The sequence below is a fragment of the Aceticella sp. 75b-Ac genome, assembly GCF_056032965.2.
In genome coordinates, this window is sequence record NZ_CM190971.1 from 1,157,589 (window position 1) to 1,174,395 (window position 16,807).

The window sequence follows — 16,807 nt, forward strand, 5'->3', positions numbered from 1 at the left end:
CACATTAAAAAATAAGCCATAAAGGCTTATTTGTTTTGTCTTATGGTGCGGAGGGCGGGACTTGAACCCGCACGGGAATTCCCATACGCCCCTCAAACGTACGCGTCTGCCTATTCCGCCACCCCCGCAGTTATTAATAACAAATCACAGAAAATATTATATAATCTTTTAATAGGTCTGTCAATACTTATTTTTTATTCATAAAACCCTTTTCATTTACTTAAATTTCTTTAATCTTTTATTCTCTATTTTCCCTGGTATCCTTCCCCTCTTAGCAGTTGGCTTACCTTCGACCTCTTTTATATCCATTGTCATATCAATAGGCTGTGCATCAGATATGTAACTCCCGACACCAAAGGCATCAGCCCCGCTTTGTGAAAGTTCAGCAATTCTTTCCGGTGTCAAACCACCTGATACTATGATTTTTACATTTTCAAAACCTCTTTGATTAAGCCTTTGCCTCAATTCATAAACAAGATTTGGCGTGACCCCCCCTCTTTCCGAAGGTGTATCAAGCCTTATTCCATATAACCTATCACCCAAAAATTCTGCAACCCTTAATGATTCCTCGATTTCATCCTTAAATGTATCAACAAGTATTGTTAACTTTTCACTTTCAGGTGTTATATCTCTGTAAGCTTTTGCGATTTCCAAGGTATCACCGGCTATTAAAAAAGCAGCATGTGGTACGGTTCCTTTAGGCTCTTTACCTTGAAATTTTGCTCCCAATATACAGCTGGCATCATCTGCGCCTCCAATCAAGGCGGCTCTTTCCATTACAGGTGCTACAGATGGATGTACATGCCTCGCACCAAAACAAAGAAGCGGTTTGTCTTTAGCAACTTCCTTTATTTTTCTCGCCGCAGTTGCCCAACCGCAAGAACTGGAAATAATACCTAATATAACTGTTTCATATATGCCAAATTCACTGTAAGGTCCTTTTATCCTCATTACCGTTTCTTTTGGTTCGAAGATATCTCCTTCTTCTAAGGACCATATCTCAATATTTTTATCCCTCAGCAAATTTATTACTTCATTTACGCCAACAAAAACTCCGCTTTTTCTTGCAAATATTTCCGCTGTTACTACCTTATCCTGAATGCCAAGATGTTCTAATATATCCTGTGTTCTTAAAAAATACACATCGGTTGTTGCTCCGCTTTTAATTTCTTCATGTGTGGCAGAATAAAACAACCTATTTTCTCTAATTTTAATATCATTTATATCATTGAGATGTCTAATATTCTTCATCTGTTTCCTCCTTATCTGTCTTTTAACGACCTTATTTTGAAATAGAATGGTTTTAAAATTGTATTTATTGTTGTTTGTATAAATTGGTATAAATTCTATAATTTTTCATCACCTTGCTTAAATATATATCTGTTTCGGGAAATGGTATATTCTCAAGATTACTCCCATTTGTTGAATATTTTTTGTTCTTTATCCATTTTTTTACATTGCTGCTGCCTCCATTATATGCAGCAACTGCAAGTATAATATTATTATCAAATTCTTTTAAAAGATAACTCAAGTACCAAGTCCCTATCTGTATATTATAATTCGGTTCATAAAGCATATTTGTAGTATATCCCTTTATTCCAATATTTTTTGCTACCCAACTTCCCGTATCGGGTAAGACCTGCATAAGTCCTATTGCATTATTTTTAGAAACAACCTTTGGATTAAAATTGCTTTCAGCTTTTATAACTGCAAAAACAAGATTAGGGTCTATGTCGTAAAACTTAGAATAATATATAACCTGCTCTTTGTATTTTTGCGGATACATCTGTTTTAAAAACCAATTTGTCTTTGCTGCATATCCTATTAATAGAATAATGATAAGTATTAATATTGCCACAGCTTTTTTAAAAATCAAAATAATTCCTCCAGAAAATATCTATTTCAAAGCAAATCTTTTCCAAAAAAGGTCAATCTGCTTCTTTAAGGTGTTAATATCCCTACAGTTGTTTATTAAAAAATCTGCATGTTTCATTTTATCTTCGATTGGCATCTGGCTTTTTATTCGGTTTGCAGCATCTTCATATGACAGTTTATCTCTTTCCATAAGCCTATCTATCTGAGTTTTGGTATCAACAACAATAAGCCACACTTCATCAACAATCTCATAAAGTTTTAATTCAATAAGCAATGCCGCATCTAAAATAACTGCCTTTTCCTTTCCAATTGACCTTTCCTTTTCTATTTTTTCTTTAATCTCTTCTATTATAACAGGATGCGTGATTTCATTTAATTTTTTTAATTTATTATAATCATTAAATACAATATTGCCAAGCTTTTTTCGATCTATTTCACCATCCCCTTTTAAAACGCTATTCCCAAATTCTTTAAGTACTTCTTTATATACGGGGCTATCTTTTATAAATATTTTTCTTGATATTTTATCAGCATCTATAATAACTGCTCCATGTCCCTTTAATATATCTGAAACTGTTGTTTTGCCTGATGCAATTCCGCCTGTTAATCCGATTACCTTCATTTGCAAACCTCCATTCTGCATTACTTTGCTTCATACCAGTTCTTGCCTTCACCTATTTCAACTATTAAAGGTACTTTTAATTCTACAACATGCTCCATTACAGCCTTGAGCATCGTTTTTACCGTATTTAGTTCATCTGGATATACATCTATTATAAGTTCATCATGAACCTGAAGTATTAATTTTGAATTCATGTTTTTGTTTTTCAATTCACTATAAACCTGAACCATTGACATCTTTATTATATCTGCGGCACTGCCCTGTATGGGTGTGTTCATAGCCATCCTTTCACCAAAGGACTTCTGGTTGTAGTTTTTTGAATTTATCTCGGGTATATATCTTCTTCGGTTTAAAATTGTTGTAACATATCCATGTTCCTTTGCAAATTTAACTATATTTTCAAGATAATTTTTTACACCCTTGTATTTTTCAAAATAACTATCTATATATTCCTTTGCTTCTTTTCTGGATATCTTTAAATCCTTCGACAATCCAAAGTCACTTATGCCATATATAATGCCGAAATTTACTACTTTTGCACACCTTCGCATTTCAGGTGTTACATTCTCCGGTGCGACTTTAAAAACCTCTGAAGCCGTTCTCAGATGTATATCTTCATTGTTTTTAAAAGATTCTATCAGCTTTTCATCCCCGGAAATATGTGCGAGAACCCGCAATTCTATCTGTGAATAATCTGCAGATACTATATGACCTTCTTTTGTACTTGGAATAAAAGCGCGCCTTATCTGTCTTCCAAATTCCTCCCTTATAGGTATATTCTGCAGGTTGGGTTCTGTGCTGCTTATTCTTCCAGTTGCCGTAACTAACTGATTAAAAGTCGAATGCACCTTATTATTTCTATCCATTAACGGAATAAATCCATCAATATACGTAGATTTTAATTTTACAAGCTGCCTGTATTCAATTATTTCGCTTACAATTTCATTATAGGGTACTAGTTGCATAAGCACTTCAACATCTGTTGAATACCCTGTTTTCGTTTTTTTAATCGCCGGCAGGTTTAGTTTATCAAATAAAAATTCGCTAAGTTGTTTTGTTGAATTAATATTGAATTTATAACCGGCTGTTTCAAATATATTTTCTACAATCTTATTTATTTTTTTATCAATTTTTTCAGATAAAACCTTTAGCACTTCCCTGTCAAGGGTAAACCCATATACCTCCATGGATTTCAATACTTCCATTAGAGGCATTTCAACATCTTCTAAAAGTTTTTCCATATTCATATCTTTAATAAATACCATTAATTTATCCCTTAATTTTTTTATGTTTATAGTGCACCTGCATAAATAATCAATTAAGGCTCTTTTATCTATTTCTTCAAAGCTTTTTTTATTCTTCCCTTTACCTGTAATAACTTCAATAGATGATATATCAACTTTAAGATATTTTTTTAAAACCCTATCTATATTATACTCGGGTTCGGATGGATTTAAAAGATATGCCATTATAGCCGTATCACAATATTTGCATTTTAAATCCACCCCATTATAGGAAAGTTTTACAAGGAAATCTTTTAAATTATGCCCTGTTATAGTTAGATTTTCTCTGTTTAAAAAATCAAATAAACCCATATTTTTTACATCTGAATATACAGCATTATCATTTGATGCAAGAGATAAAGCCTTTATTTCCCCATCATAAATAAAGGGATATATCGAAATATCCGTCTTATTATTTATAAATTCTTCTAAGTTATCATAATCTATAATCTTCCAGTCCTTAATGTTGGATTTATACAAGCTTTCTTTATCATCATTTTTTATTGCATCAATAAGGCTATTAAATTCTAACTTATTAAAAAGTTCTATTAACTTATCATAATTATATTCTTTTTTTACATAGTCGTTAAAATTTAATTCTATTGGAATATTTCTTTCGATTGTTGCAAGTTTTTTACTTAAAACTGCTAATTCAACATTATTCTCTATGGTTTCTTTGAGTTTACCTTTTAATCTTTCCGTATTTTTAAGAAGATTTTCTATTGAACCAAATTCCTTAATCAATTTAATAGCTGTTTTTTCACCAACATTCGGAACACCAGGTATATTATCGGATTTATCCCCCATAAGACCTTTTAAATCGATAAACTGGACTGGTGTCACTTCATATCTTCGCAGCACATCTTTTTCATCGTATTCTTCCATTTGGGTTATACCTTTTTTACAGATTTTTATCTTTACATTTTCTGATGCAAGCTGAAGGGCATCCCTATCCCCCGTAACAATAAGTACAGAAAAACCATTTTGTTCTGCAAGCTTTGAAACCGTACCTATAATATCGTCCGCTTCGTAGCCGTCAAGTTCTAAAGCCTTTATATTAAAAGCTTCTACAACTTCCTTTAACAAATCCACCTGTTCAATTAATTCTTCAGGCATTGACTGTCTTGTTGCTTTGTATGCATCATATTCTTTATGTCTAAAAGTAGGTGCTTTTTTATCAAATGCAACAGCAACATAATCAGGTTTTTCTTCCTTTAATAATTTTATAAGCATCGTTGTAAAACCATATATTGCATTTGTATGTAAACCTCCGCTGGTCATTAGGGGCGGTAATGCATAATATGCTCTGTACATCAAACTATTACCATCAATTATTAAAAATTTTTTTGACATATATTCAACTCCTATAAGTCTTCTTATATCTTAATATACCTCAAAAAAAAGAAGATGTAAATTCTACATCAACCTTTTTGATAAATTAATTTATCTATGAAAAACATTGTGGAAAAAAGAATCTATATTTTATTTTCTATTTCTGTCTTTAACTTATTTGAATTTGAAGCAGAAAAAACAATAAAATCTGCATATTTCTTAAAAAACATTAAAAAATAAATATCAGCAGGTTCTTTTAATTCAATTTTTAATAGGTTATCCCTTGAAAAATGCATATGGCATACATTGCCTTTAACATTACATCCTATGGCAGGAATCTTTCCCTTACAATTATATTCTTCAATTGTTTTAATACTATCATATGGTATTCTCACAAACCATATAAATCCCAATGATAAGATTAAATATTTTTCTGTAATTATAATCCTTGATAAAATCAATGAGAAAAAGACCATAGAAATAATAAAAATCATTATGATAAATACGCCCCACAAAACTAATGAAGATAAAATATTTACCCCCTTTAAATTAATCTTGACAAATGCACTAACAAACACTACTGTCATTAATGATATAATAATAAACATAAGCAGACAAATAATTAATTTGTTGTTTTTATTTAATATACTATACCTCAAAATTATTCCTCCTTAACACTTGATAAACGAAATTTTACAACATAATTTAAATACTTTCAAGTTATAATAAAAATATATGGAGGTGTATTTATGAAAAAGAATGATTTGACCGTTAATCAATTAATATTAATTGGTGTTGGCGGAATCATAGGTGCAGGTTTTTTTCTTGCAAGCGGGCTCGCAATACATACGGCAGGTCCTATAGTTCTTTTAGATTACGCTGTTTCTGCATTTATTATGTCAGAAGTTTTTCATGCCTTATCTGAGATGATAATAGCAAATCCTGTTGAAGGCTCTTTCAGGGTTTATGCAGAAGAAGCCCTTGGGGATATAGGTGGTTTTTTAAGCGGATGGATTTATTGGACGGCGGGAGTATTTATAATGTCAAGTGAAGTTACCGCATCTGCAATATTTACAAAGTTCTGGTTTCCGGCAGTACCTTTATGGGTTTTTTCTCTTATTTATTCAATACTTATAATCATCATAAATATTCTTGGAACAAAAGATTTTGGAACAATAGAAGCATGGTTTTCAACAATTAAGGTTATAGCTTTATTTGTAATTACAATAAGCGGAATCTTAACACTGCTTGGCTTTTTTGGCAAATCAGGTGAAATAGGTATTCATAATTATTATTCCCACGGAGGATTTGCACCAAATGGCATAAAAGGTTTTCTTGGGGCATTGCTTATGTCCCTAATCCCTTTCGGAGGAATCGAAGTTACAGCAATGTTAGCATCTAAAGCAAAAAATCCTCAAAAATATGTTCCTATTGCAAGAAAATACATTGTTTCATTCCTAACAATGCTATATCTTCTATCAATCGCTGTATTAATAGGAGTTGTCCCATGGCATGTAATATCTTCTAATGTAAGTCCTTTCATCAAACTTCTGTCATATACAAAGATACCTTTTATTGAATCAATTATGAACTTTGTAATTCTGACAGCAGCATTGACAACTATGAATGGTGCAATGTATGCTGTAACACAGATTTTGTATTCATTAGGAAAGGGAAGATTTGCTCCTACCTTTCTCAGCAGAAAAACAAGAAAAGATGTCCCGATATATGCCTTATTTATGAGCAGTTTCGGTCTTTTTATCGCCGTCATTCTTTCATATGTACTTCCCAAAGATGTTTATGAATATATTACAAGTGCAACAGGGATTATACAGTTTTTCAACTGGATAATCATACTTTATACATTTATTAAATACATGCCTATGCTTAAAAATAAAAATCCAGATTATTTCAAATACCATAAACATAAATCTCCTATAAAGTCATGGATTACAATAATGCTTATTATCATAGTTATGCTGTCAACATTGATTGTTCCAAAACAGACAATAGGCTTAATAGGAGGAATTGTCTTACTATGTCTTATCTTTATTCTGTATTTTATATCAAGTAAGATAAAACTTTTTGATATATGGTAACAAAAAAAGAATTATCAATGGTCATAGTGGTTAAAATAACTATAAAAACGGAGTTGACCATTATGACCTATAGAATAAATTATATTAAAATGCCTGACGGAACACACCTTGCTATGAGAAGCTGGAAAAACTCAAATGATTTTAATAAAATTATACTTGCTTTACACGGCTTGAGTGTGGATGGAGCAGGATATGGAATATTAAACGATTATTTAAGTGATAACCACCTTGTTTTATCAGTAGATTTAAGAGGACATGGAGCATCCGAAGGCGAACCCGGCAATATTAATAAATATTGGCAATATATAAATGACTTAAATTACATTATCAAAAACATAAACATAGAATACAGCAATAGACCTCTTTACCTACTTGGTGAAAGCATCGGCGGAACATGTGCAATAAATTGCTCTCTTTATGCTATGAATAAAATTGATGGTCTTATATTACTGGCACCGGCGCTAAAAACAAAAATAAAGCCTCGTTTTGCCGATATTTATGCGCTTTTTAAATCATATGCTTTAAATCAGAATTTAAATATTGAAGCATCTTACTACAAAAGACAGCTGAAAGCAAAGGAAGATTTCAGCATTAAAAAGATTACTCCTAAATTTATATTAAATCTATGGATAATGATGTTAAGAGCATATTATACCTCCAGCAGTTTAATAAAATCACCTGTTTTAATTCTACAGGGTAAAAAGGATAATATTGTCAGATTTGATAGTGTAATCAAATTTTATAACAGGATTAAATATCAAGATAAGCAAATTAAAATAATTGAAAATGGTACACATAGTCTTTTAAGCAATAATATAAGCCGAGATGAAGCCCTTTTTACTATAGACAGATGGATAAAAAGCCACTAAAGATTTTCGACATAATGTAACAAAAATTTAACATTAAAACAGTTAATTTATGCCTCAGGATATGTTATAATTTAATTGCCGGGGTGATAAAACTATGATAATAAAATCAGTCAAAAAACAAAGGATTATCTTTTACGCATTTTTAATTGTATTTTTGTCAATTTTAGTTGGAAGTGGAGTTTTTTATTACAATAACACCTTAAAAAAACCCAGAAATTTAACAAAAAATGTTTTACCAACAGCATCATCTGTAATTGAAAAAAACAACAATAAGGATGAAAATACTACGAATTTTGACAAAAAATCAGAACCAACCACAAGCACACCTGTAGATAAAACTAACATAAGCCAAAATAATGATACCCATGTTCCTGAAAATATTGCAAATTCAGGAATAGATAATCAGATACTTAATCTTGTGAACAAAAGCAATAGAGATCAAATATTTAATGATTTAATTCCTTTTGAAAAACCGTTTAGCGTAAATTCAAAGGCCGGAAAAATAATTGCACTGACATTTGATGACGGTCCTTCAAATGAATTTACCAAAAAATATGTTGACTTGCTTAAAAGCATGAATATAAACGGTACTTTTTTTGTAATAGGGAAAAATGCCGAAAAACATCCGGAGTTATTGAAATATATTTATGAAAACGGTAATGAAATAGGCCTTCATTCATACAGTCATCCATTTATGTCCAAATTAACGCCTGAACAGATGGTTGATGAATTATATAAGACACAAGAAATTGTATATAATGCAACAGGAGAAAAGCCAAGTTTATTCCGCCCCCCTTATGAAGCTTACAATAAAACCTTATTGCAAATATCAAATGCCCTTGGGCTTCATGTTGTATTATGGAGTGTTGATCCTGATGACTGGAAAAAACCCGGAATTGAATCAATCGTTAACAGGATTCTATTAAAGGTAAAACCCGGGTCTGTTATTTTATTACATGAAGGCAAACCGGAAACATTTGCTGCACTTCCACAAATTATTCAAAAACTCAAATCGGAAGGATATAGCTTTGCAACAGTATCTAATCTTATGAAAATCGATGAGGTTTCAACTAATCAACAAAATTAAAAAAATGCAGGGAAATAAAATTCCCTACATTTTTTTCATTATTATAACAATACCTATAGCAATTAATAAAATAGGCCAGAATAAATTAAAACTCACTGTTGGAATAAATATTCGTATTAGTGATATTAAACCAAGCCCAATTAAAATCCATCCAAATATTTCACTTCCATTATTTTTATATTGTGTATTATCAGTTTTTTCATCTTTAAAATTTATATGAGGTTCATTAATTTGATAAGGATTTTCCGGTATGATTATCCATGCTATAATATACAGTATCAAACCGGCACCATTAAATAATGATATTAATACCCAAACAAGCCTTACAATTGTAACATCCGCATCAAAGTACTCTGTAATACCGCCACAAACACCGCCTAAAATCTTTTGGTTTCTTGAACGATATAATTTTTTATCCATTTTTCTCCTCCTAATTTTAATTCAATTCAATAGTTCCATAATCATTTACAATTTTTATATTGTATTTTCCTGAACCTAAAATCCCTTTAGCCGTTGATTCAGTTGTAAACTTGTTAACATTTAACGGCAAGCCTGTCGAGATTGATCCGAAATTTGTATTTAACTCCACATTAATATCTGAAGGTATCCCATTAACATTTATATTTCCAAATTCATTCTCTGCATATAATGAACCATCTTTAATATCTTTAATTTCTATATTGCCATATTTGTTGGTGACTTTTGAATCACCATCAAGATTATTAAGCTCAATATTGCCAAATTTATTTGATATATCAGTTTTACCAATATATTTATCTGACTTTATAAATCCAAATCTATTGTCAATTGACAGAATTTTATTTTGAGGAATCTCAATGGTATAATCAATAATAATTGAGTCATTCTTGATATTATCTTTTAAATATACGGTATTACCCTCTATAGTTAATATTATTGGGTCCAGATTTATATCATTGTTTCTATTGCTGTAATGTACAACCGCATTTACCCTCATTGTATTATCTAAGGAATTGCTGAATTTAATAGTACCCATTTTATTTGTTATATTTACATTTGTAACATTATCATTTAAATCGATGCTTTTACCAATATGTTTTTCATATTTTAAATAGTTGCCGCTTATTATATTACTTATGGAAAAACTCCCACTTTTGAATATATTGTCAATATTTATAGGCATATAAGAAAAAAAGAATAAAGAAATAATCATGATAATAATTGTAAATATTATCAGTCCTATATTAATCCTGTTATTTTCTTCTCCATATATAACCTTACCTAAGATTATTTCCACACCTAAAAGAATTAAAAATAATGGTCCTATCATATTATAATATATATATGGTATTTGAATCTTAAAATTATTTAAAAGCAACAAAACTCCCATTAGTATAATTGAAATTGAACATGACAACACACCAATTTTTTTCTTCATAAATTATATCCCCCTTTTCATTTTCTTATATGATAAAATACTTCCAGTTTCACCTTATGAAATATTAAACGTATTATAGAAATATAAAAATTATGGAGGTGTATTTATGGACAATAAATGGTACTATGACGAAGCACCGGGTGCTCTGCCTGATTTAAGGACACATGCAAAAGATATAACTACACTGATCCCATTTTGGTACGGTGTTAAATCTGATGGAACCCTTGCCGACATGTCGTCACAGGAGGTTAAAAATATAGCTTTTCAAAATAGCCTCCCAATATATGCCATCATTCATAATTATTCAGACCCAAAAAAATCTCAATTGATACATGATTTACTTTCAAGCCCTTCTTTAAGACATGTATTAATAAACAGTATAAGGAATACAGCATTATATAATAATTACCCCGGCATAAATATAGACTTTGAATTTGTACCGCCAGAAGATAGAAATAACCTTAATAGCTTCATGCAGGAATTATATTCAACACTTAAAAATGAAGGCAAAACCGTAACGATATCCTTGCCTGCAGAACTAAAGGATAACCCATATCATCCTTTTTCAGGGGCATTTCAGTACTCAGTTATCGAGCAATATACAGACCAAGCTTATATTCTTGCATATGATGAACATTTTTCGCAACCTGGACCCATAGCTTCAATTGACTTCGTAAAAAATGTTTTGAATTACGCCGTCACAGTAATCCCTTCATATAAAATATGGCTGGGAACAGCAGTATACGGCTATGACTGGACAGAAGGAGTAAATTTCCCACGAACACTGTCATACCAGCAGGCAATAGAACTGGCAAGAAATCTCGGTGCTACAATACTATATGATGAAACGACTCAGGAATCCACCTTCACATACACAATCGATAACACAAAACATATTGTATGGTTTGAAGACAAAAGAAGTTTTGCATCTAAAATACCCCTTCTGCACCAATTCAATTTATCAGGTGTTGCTGTATGGCGACTTGGACAAGAAGACCCCGGTATATGGGATATTATTGGGACAAGGGGACAGGTTTCTTGTCCCACACAATAGACTTTTATCTTTTATAAACAGCTCTCTCCCCACCTATAAGTTTAGGTCTTGTTATTGCAGCCACAATATCCGCCTCGCCTATTTTATTCTGGCTGAGCCTTACAGGTACAGCTACAGGTCTTAAATGCATCCCGATTAAGACAAGACCTATGTCAATACCTGCATATGCAAGACTTTTTAGGTTCTCCACCATAACCGGTTTTTCATAAATATCATATGCATATGTTGCAAAGGAACCTCCTGCATGAACCTGTGGTATTACTGTAACAACATCAAGGTTGTACTTTTCCTGGGCTTTTTCCTCTACAAGAAGGGCTCTATTTAAATGCTCGCAGCACTGTATAGCAAGATATAATCCTCTTTCTCTGATTTCTCCAAGCACTGGATCTATAACTGCCTTTGCTATATCAAGGCTCCCCGCTGTACCGACTTTTTTGCCTAACACCTCACTGGTACTTCCTCCCAATACAAATAATCCTTCTTTTTTTATATCTGCAATATCCAATAATTCCCTTATAACAATTCTTGTTTCTTTTGATATCACATTTAAATCCATTTTATACACCTTCCAAAATCGAAAATTTAAGTAGATATTATAAACTTTAATTAAAGTTTAAACTATTCCTATCAATAAACAAAAGCCTCAAGATTTCAATAAAACTTCCATCAGAATTACTGTTTTCTCCACCTCCGAATAATGTGCTAAACGGACTTTGTGTTGTATAGTATTTAAGCTGTGGTTTGCCTTTAATCCCTACTTCTTTTGCAGCTATATCCACCGAATCATAAAAATCTCCCAGCTTATCAACTAAACCCAGTTTTAGCGCCTGCCTGCCTGTAAAAACCCTGCCATCCGCAAGGGTTTTTACCTTGTCAAGGGGCATTTTTCTACCATCAGAAACTATATGAATAAATTGATCAAAGGTATCATTAATCACCCCTTGCAAGATTTCTTTCTCTTCAGGTGTTAAATCCCTTGTTGGGGAACCTATATCCTTATGTTCAGCACTTTTTATAGTAACTTCCTTAAGACCAAGCATTTTGTACAAACCTTCATAATTTGTGTATTCCATTATTACCCCAATACTTCCCGTCAATGTTGCCGGGCTTGCGACGATAATATCACCGGCACAAGCTGCCATGTAACCACCTGATGCTGCATAGTCACCCATGGAAACAATAATTTTCTTGCCGGTTTTCTTTAGTTTTAAAAGCTCATTATATATTTCTTCCGATTTTGCAGCAGAACCTCCGGGACTGTTTATTTTTACAACAACAGCCTTTATTGTTTTATCATCCATAGCCTGCCTTATCTGCTTAACAGGATCATTCTGATTTTGAGGTATTCCCAGCAGAGATGTACTTCCACCAATAACACCATCAATAGTGACAACTCCTAATGCAGTATTCGGACCATAAACAGTATTCTCTTGATTTGGTTTTGACATAATAATCGCTGCAAGTGTTGCTCCAACAATTAATACTGCTATAACTATTCCAATCAATGCCTTTTTATTCAAATTAACCTCTCCTCTCTTAATCACCATGATATAATCTCTTTGCCTTAATTTATAGGATTTTGAAACACCTTTTAATTCTATCAAAAACAATACCTGACTTTTCATTTATAATTATATCATAAGCTTAAGAAAAAAATAACAACACATAAATTTTGTTATTTAAATTCCATAATTTAAAGAAAATAGTATTAATTATAACGATTTTTCATATTATTATTTAGAAAAATTTATTAGGAGGCGATTAATTGCGCATCAATAAATTTAAAGTTCTAATCCTTTTATTTGTACTGATTGTTTTAAGTGCTTTTACCATATCTTTCTTTAATAAAACCATTACAACTGTTGCCAACAATCAAGAGGAAATCAAACCAATTTTAGATGAATTCTTCAAGGCAAGAGGAAGTGTGCTTCTTAGCAGCGACATGAGGGAAATAGAGAAGTTTTACGATAAATCCTCTACATACGGCAAATGGGCACTTGAACATGAAAAGAGAAGAATTGATTATGTAAGCGGATGGTCTGAAAAACGAAACCTTAAGTTTACGGAGGCACAATCTTTTTATAGAATAAAAAGCATAAAAGTTGGCGAAAGTTCCATATGGATTTACCTTGTTGAAACCATGAAAATGGGATACGCATATAACACAAAAGCTAACATCATTAATTATATGGGTCTTGGGATAAGACACTCAATACAGCTTGTAAAAGTCAACGGTAAATGGCTTATAAGAAGAGATTGGTACTATGATCCCCTTGATGAAGATTCGGCATTTATAGATATTAGCCCTGCTGATGGTATAGCACCGGAAATTTTTCCGGCAAATTTTACGCCATCTGGCGAAGATTCTAAAAATATTAAAAAGAAAGGCAATTACGATCGTGAAGGTGCCGTAAAATATGCAGATACATATGCAGGTGCAGCATGGGGAAGCGGTAATAATTATGAATATAATAAAAAATACCGTGACTACAATGGAATTGGAGGCGACTGCACAAATTTTGCATCACAGATATTACATGAAGGTGGCGGCTTAAAAATGGATTATGTATGGAATTTTAATGGTAGAGAATCAAGCACGGCATGGGCTCAAGCACCCGCCCTATTTAATTACCTCATATATAATGGTAAAGGGCGATTAATTGCAAAGGGGACATATATAAATATGGTAAAACCCACAGATTTACATCCATCAGGCGCTATACGAGAACTTCAAAAAGGTGATTTAATATGTTATGAAGAAAAGGGTGAAATAGTACATTTTGCTGCTGTAACCGGCTTTGACTCATACGGCATACCTGTTGTTAATACACATACATCTGATAGATATCATGTTCCTTTCGACCTTGGCTGGGATAAGAAAATTATATATAGATTTATCCACATAAATGATTAAAGACAGGAATATCCTGTCTTTAATCATTTGCATTAAATTTCATGCTTTTATTTATGACTGATCAAGGCTTGAAAGTACATCGTCAAAAACATCTATTTTGCATTTCTGATTAAACACATCCCAATGCCTGCATATCTCACAGCTTTTAACTCCAGCATCATTTATCGACATCGTTGGAGTACGGTAAAGCGACTCATCAAGACTGAAATCAGAACACCTTTCACCAACTGCTCTCAATTGATCCTTATTTACCATTTATTCCACCACCAATATAATTTTTTATCTGTTCTTCAATATTAGTTGCATCAATGACAGGAGAATTCGTAAAAGTATTTTCCTCCTGCATTATACAGGATTAGTATTCATTTAAAGTAATTTTTTTATTCATATATAAGAACAATAATTAAAGACATTCCTATAAGTATAAAGGATGCAGTTAAAATAATATTCCCCCAGTTTGTCATATATTCAAATTCAAATCTTTTTTCAGGTAATTCTTCATTTTTAATAATTTTCTTAATAATCCTTCTATCATTAAACCATCGTGACATGTATAAAAAGCCTCCGATTAATCCCATTAAAATACCGCTTAAAAATAGATAATTGCTGTAATATACATATGAAGTATAAATTCCATTAAAAATTATATTTAATATTATTGATATAATCGCTATTATTAAACCTAAAATTATACCTTTCATGTTATCTTTCCAATCTTTAAATTATTTTTTGCCATATAACATTTTATCAGATTATTGTTTATATATCTATGTATATAACAGTACTTTTTCGGGAAAAATCAAATAAAATCATATTTAAACATTTTCATTATTTTGTGATTTTAATATATTATGATAAAATATTAAAAGTAATTTATTTGACAATAAAATTTTCAAAGGAGGTTGCAATAGTTTTAATGCACATAAAGAAAAAAAATCAATACATAAATATAATGATAATTCCCGATTCACAACATAAAATTAAAAATTTAAGAATTAAAAAATCGATAGTAACAACATCAATAATATCTTTAGCCACAGTATTGCTTATGATGTTTTCCATAACGGTTTATTATGCCGGCTCATATAGTTACCTTTATACCAAGTTAAAATACAAAGATAATATCATCGCCGAAAAAGAACAAAAAATCGCTCAATTATCTAACATGAAAAAATCACAAGACACAAAAATTGCTATGTTGAATGACAATGCCAAAAAAATCGATGAGAAAATGAAATCTCTTGATGACCTTGAACAAAAAGTAAGAAGAATGCTGGGGCTCAATCAACCAGAAACAAGCCGTGGCGGAATTAGTCGTGACGAAAGAAACATATCATTTGATAATATATCAACAAATAAACTAATCTCAGAAATAGACAATAAGACAATAGATTATAAAAATCTCCTGAGTGAAGTAACCAACAAACTTGATTACCTTAATTCTATACCTTCAGCATATCCAGTTAATGGTAATATAACTTCGCCATTTGGAAATAGGGTCTCCCCTTATGACAATACCATTGAGTTCCATCCCGGTATAGACTTAGCTGTTGATTCCGGAACCCCTGTTAAAGCTGCAGGAAAGGGAATTGTAACATATGCAGGCTGGCTTTCCGGTTATGGAAATACAGTAATGATAGACCAAAATTATGGTATTACATCGGTATATGGACATAATTCTCAAATCTTGGTAACAGTTGGTCAAACTGTAAATAGAGGAGATGTTATTGCTAAATCCGGTAATTCTGGAAGAAGTACCGGTCCGCATGTACACTTTGAAGTACGTTTAAATGGAAATCCAGTAGATCCTATGAAGTATCTTGCAAAGGAGATGAAATAATTATGTTTAAGAAAAAAAATAATTTTGATGCAAATATTAATACAGATAAAATAGAAACAATTATAGGCAAAAATACTAACCTTGAGGGAAATTTGAAATCTCAAGGCACTATAAGAATTGATGGTAATTTTAATGGTAAAATTGATGTTGATGGAAATATTATTGTAGGAGAAAATTCGAAAATCGAGGCAGATATAACTACTGATAATATATCTATATCAGGTGAAATCAAGGGAAATCTCATAGTAAAAGGTCAGGCACAATTAACGTCAAATGCAAAACTATTTGGAGATATTGAAGTTCAGAATATAATAATCGATGATGGAGCAATATTTGAAGGTAAATGTAAAATGACAAATTCTGAAATACCCTTGAAAAAAGAAGAAATCAAGTAGTAACAAATAATCATATGGTA

General features: G+C 31.6%; 18 protein-coding genes and 1 tRNA gene. 7 read left to right on the forward strand and 12 right to left on the reverse strand.

The genetic code is table 11. From position 1 onward, the window contains the following. Nucleotides 1-43: 43 nt before the first annotated feature. The 6 genes from AC0LWJ_RS06140 to AC0LWJ_RS06165 form a co-directional block, all read right to left on the reverse strand. Nucleotides 44-128, reverse strand: a tRNA-Leu gene (locus tag AC0LWJ_RS06140). A gap of 88 nt (nt 129-216) precedes the next feature. Next, nucleotides 217-1,251, reverse strand: a complete 1,035-nt coding sequence (locus AC0LWJ_RS06145) for a nicotinate phosphoribosyltransferase (RefSeq protein WP_474237328.1) — start codon at nt 1,249-1,251, stop codon at nt 217-219. 64 nt (nt 1,252-1,315) lie between these two features. After that, nucleotides 1,316-1,876, reverse strand: coding sequence for a lytic transglycosylase domain-containing protein (locus AC0LWJ_RS06150; protein WP_474237329.1), 561 nt, complete (start codon nt 1,874-1,876; stop codon nt 1,316-1,318). A gap of 21 nt (nt 1,877-1,897) precedes the next feature. Then, nucleotides 1,898-2,497, reverse strand: coding sequence for a dephospho-CoA kinase (gene coaE, locus AC0LWJ_RS06155; RefSeq protein WP_474237330.1), 600 nt, complete (start codon nt 2,495-2,497; stop codon nt 1,898-1,900). 20 nt (nt 2,498-2,517) lie between these two features. Then, on the reverse strand, nt 2,518-5,133 hold the full coding sequence (gene polA, locus AC0LWJ_RS06160; protein WP_474237331.1) for a DNA polymerase I: 2,616 nt from the start codon (nt 5,131-5,133) through the stop codon (nt 2,518-2,520). 122 nt (nt 5,134-5,255) lie between these two features. Then, on the reverse strand, nt 5,256-5,771 hold the full coding sequence (locus AC0LWJ_RS06165) for a hypothetical protein (protein WP_474237332.1): 516 nt from the start codon (nt 5,769-5,771) through the stop codon (nt 5,256-5,258). 90 nt (nt 5,772-5,861) lie between these two features. Here AC0LWJ_RS06165 and AC0LWJ_RS06170 point away from each other — a divergent pair, with 90 nt between their 5' ends. The 3 genes from AC0LWJ_RS06170 to AC0LWJ_RS06180 all read left to right on the forward strand — a co-directional run bounded on the left by AC0LWJ_RS06170 (nt 5,862) and on the right by AC0LWJ_RS06180 (nt 9,167). Further along, entirely contained in the window at nt 5,862-7,211 is a 1,350-nt protein-coding gene (locus tag AC0LWJ_RS06170) for an amino acid permease (RefSeq protein ID WP_474237333.1), read from the forward strand. Further along, entirely contained in the window at nt 7,205-8,080 is an 876-nt protein-coding gene (locus AC0LWJ_RS06175) for an alpha/beta hydrolase (protein WP_503031411.1), read from the forward strand. The genes AC0LWJ_RS06170 and AC0LWJ_RS06175 overlap by 7 nt, the downstream gene beginning before the upstream one ends. A 94-nt stretch (nt 8,081-8,174) precedes the next feature. Next, nucleotides 8,175-9,167 (forward strand): polysaccharide deacetylase family protein, encoded by a 993-nt coding sequence (locus AC0LWJ_RS06180; RefSeq protein ID WP_474237335.1) that lies wholly within the window; start codon nt 8,175-8,177, stop codon nt 9,165-9,167. A gap of 24 nt (nt 9,168-9,191) precedes the next feature. Here the strand turns inward: AC0LWJ_RS06180 and AC0LWJ_RS06185 are convergent, their stop codons facing one another. After that, nucleotides 9,192-9,587, reverse strand: coding sequence for a PspC domain-containing protein (locus AC0LWJ_RS06185; protein WP_474237336.1), 396 nt, complete (start codon nt 9,585-9,587; stop codon nt 9,192-9,194). A gap of 16 nt (nt 9,588-9,603) precedes the next feature. Continuing rightward, nucleotides 9,604-10,584 carry a DUF4097 family beta strand repeat-containing protein gene (locus AC0LWJ_RS06190; protein WP_474237337.1) on the reverse strand — a complete coding sequence of 327 codons (981 nt, stop codon included), beginning with the start codon at nt 10,582-10,584 and terminating at the stop codon, nt 9,604-9,606. A gap of 106 nt (nt 10,585-10,690) precedes the next feature. On the opposite strand from AC0LWJ_RS06190, the gene AC0LWJ_RS06195 reads away from it, so the two are divergent. Then, complete coding sequence (locus tag AC0LWJ_RS06195) at nt 10,691-11,638, forward strand: glycosyl hydrolase family 18 protein (RefSeq protein ID WP_474237338.1); 948 nt, start codon at nt 10,691-10,693, stop codon at nt 11,636-11,638. Nucleotides 11,639-11,642: 4 nt separating this feature from the next. Here the strand turns inward: AC0LWJ_RS06195 and AC0LWJ_RS06200 are convergent, their stop codons facing one another. Both AC0LWJ_RS06200 and sppA read right to left on the reverse strand, forming a co-directional pair. After that, complete coding sequence (locus AC0LWJ_RS06200; RefSeq protein ID WP_474237339.1) at nt 11,643-12,194, reverse strand: TIGR01440 family protein; 552 nt, start codon at nt 12,192-12,194, stop codon at nt 11,643-11,645. 46 nt (nt 12,195-12,240) lie between these two features. Then, on the reverse strand, nt 12,241-13,263 hold the full coding sequence (sppA, locus tag AC0LWJ_RS06205; RefSeq protein ID WP_474237340.1) for a signal peptide peptidase SppA: 1,023 nt from the start codon (nt 13,261-13,263) through the stop codon (nt 12,241-12,243). A 146-nt stretch (nt 13,264-13,409) separates the two neighbouring features. Between sppA and AC0LWJ_RS06210 the strand changes: the two genes are divergently transcribed. Beyond that, nucleotides 13,410-14,552 carry an amidase domain-containing protein gene (locus AC0LWJ_RS06210; RefSeq protein ID WP_474237452.1) on the forward strand — a complete coding sequence of 381 codons (1,143 nt, stop codon included), beginning with the start codon at nt 13,410-13,412 and terminating at the stop codon, nt 14,550-14,552. 51 nt (nt 14,553-14,603) lie between these two features. Here the strand turns inward: AC0LWJ_RS06210 and AC0LWJ_RS06215 are convergent, their stop codons facing one another. Beyond that, nucleotides 14,604-14,807 carry a hypothetical protein gene (locus AC0LWJ_RS06215; RefSeq protein ID WP_474237342.1) on the reverse strand — a complete coding sequence of 68 codons (204 nt, stop codon included), beginning with the start codon at nt 14,805-14,807 and terminating at the stop codon, nt 14,604-14,606. A gap of 125 nt (nt 14,808-14,932) precedes the next feature. Continuing rightward, nucleotides 14,933-15,253 (reverse strand): hypothetical protein, encoded by a 321-nt coding sequence (locus tag AC0LWJ_RS06220; RefSeq protein ID WP_284680567.1) that lies wholly within the window; start codon nt 15,251-15,253, stop codon nt 14,933-14,935. 215 nt (nt 15,254-15,468) lie between these two features. Between AC0LWJ_RS06220 and AC0LWJ_RS06225 the strand changes: the two genes are divergently transcribed. Together AC0LWJ_RS06225 and AC0LWJ_RS06230 are read left to right on the forward strand one after the other, a co-directional pair. After that, nucleotides 15,469-16,392, forward strand: a complete 924-nt coding sequence (locus AC0LWJ_RS06225; protein ID WP_474237343.1) for a M23 family metallopeptidase — start codon at nt 15,469-15,471, stop codon at nt 16,390-16,392. A gap of 2 nt (nt 16,393-16,394) precedes the next feature. Further along, nucleotides 16,395-16,787 (forward strand): bactofilin family protein, encoded by a 393-nt coding sequence (locus tag AC0LWJ_RS06230; RefSeq protein ID WP_474237344.1) that lies wholly within the window; start codon nt 16,395-16,397, stop codon nt 16,785-16,787. The last annotated feature ends 20 nt before the right edge of the window (nt 16,788-16,807 follow it).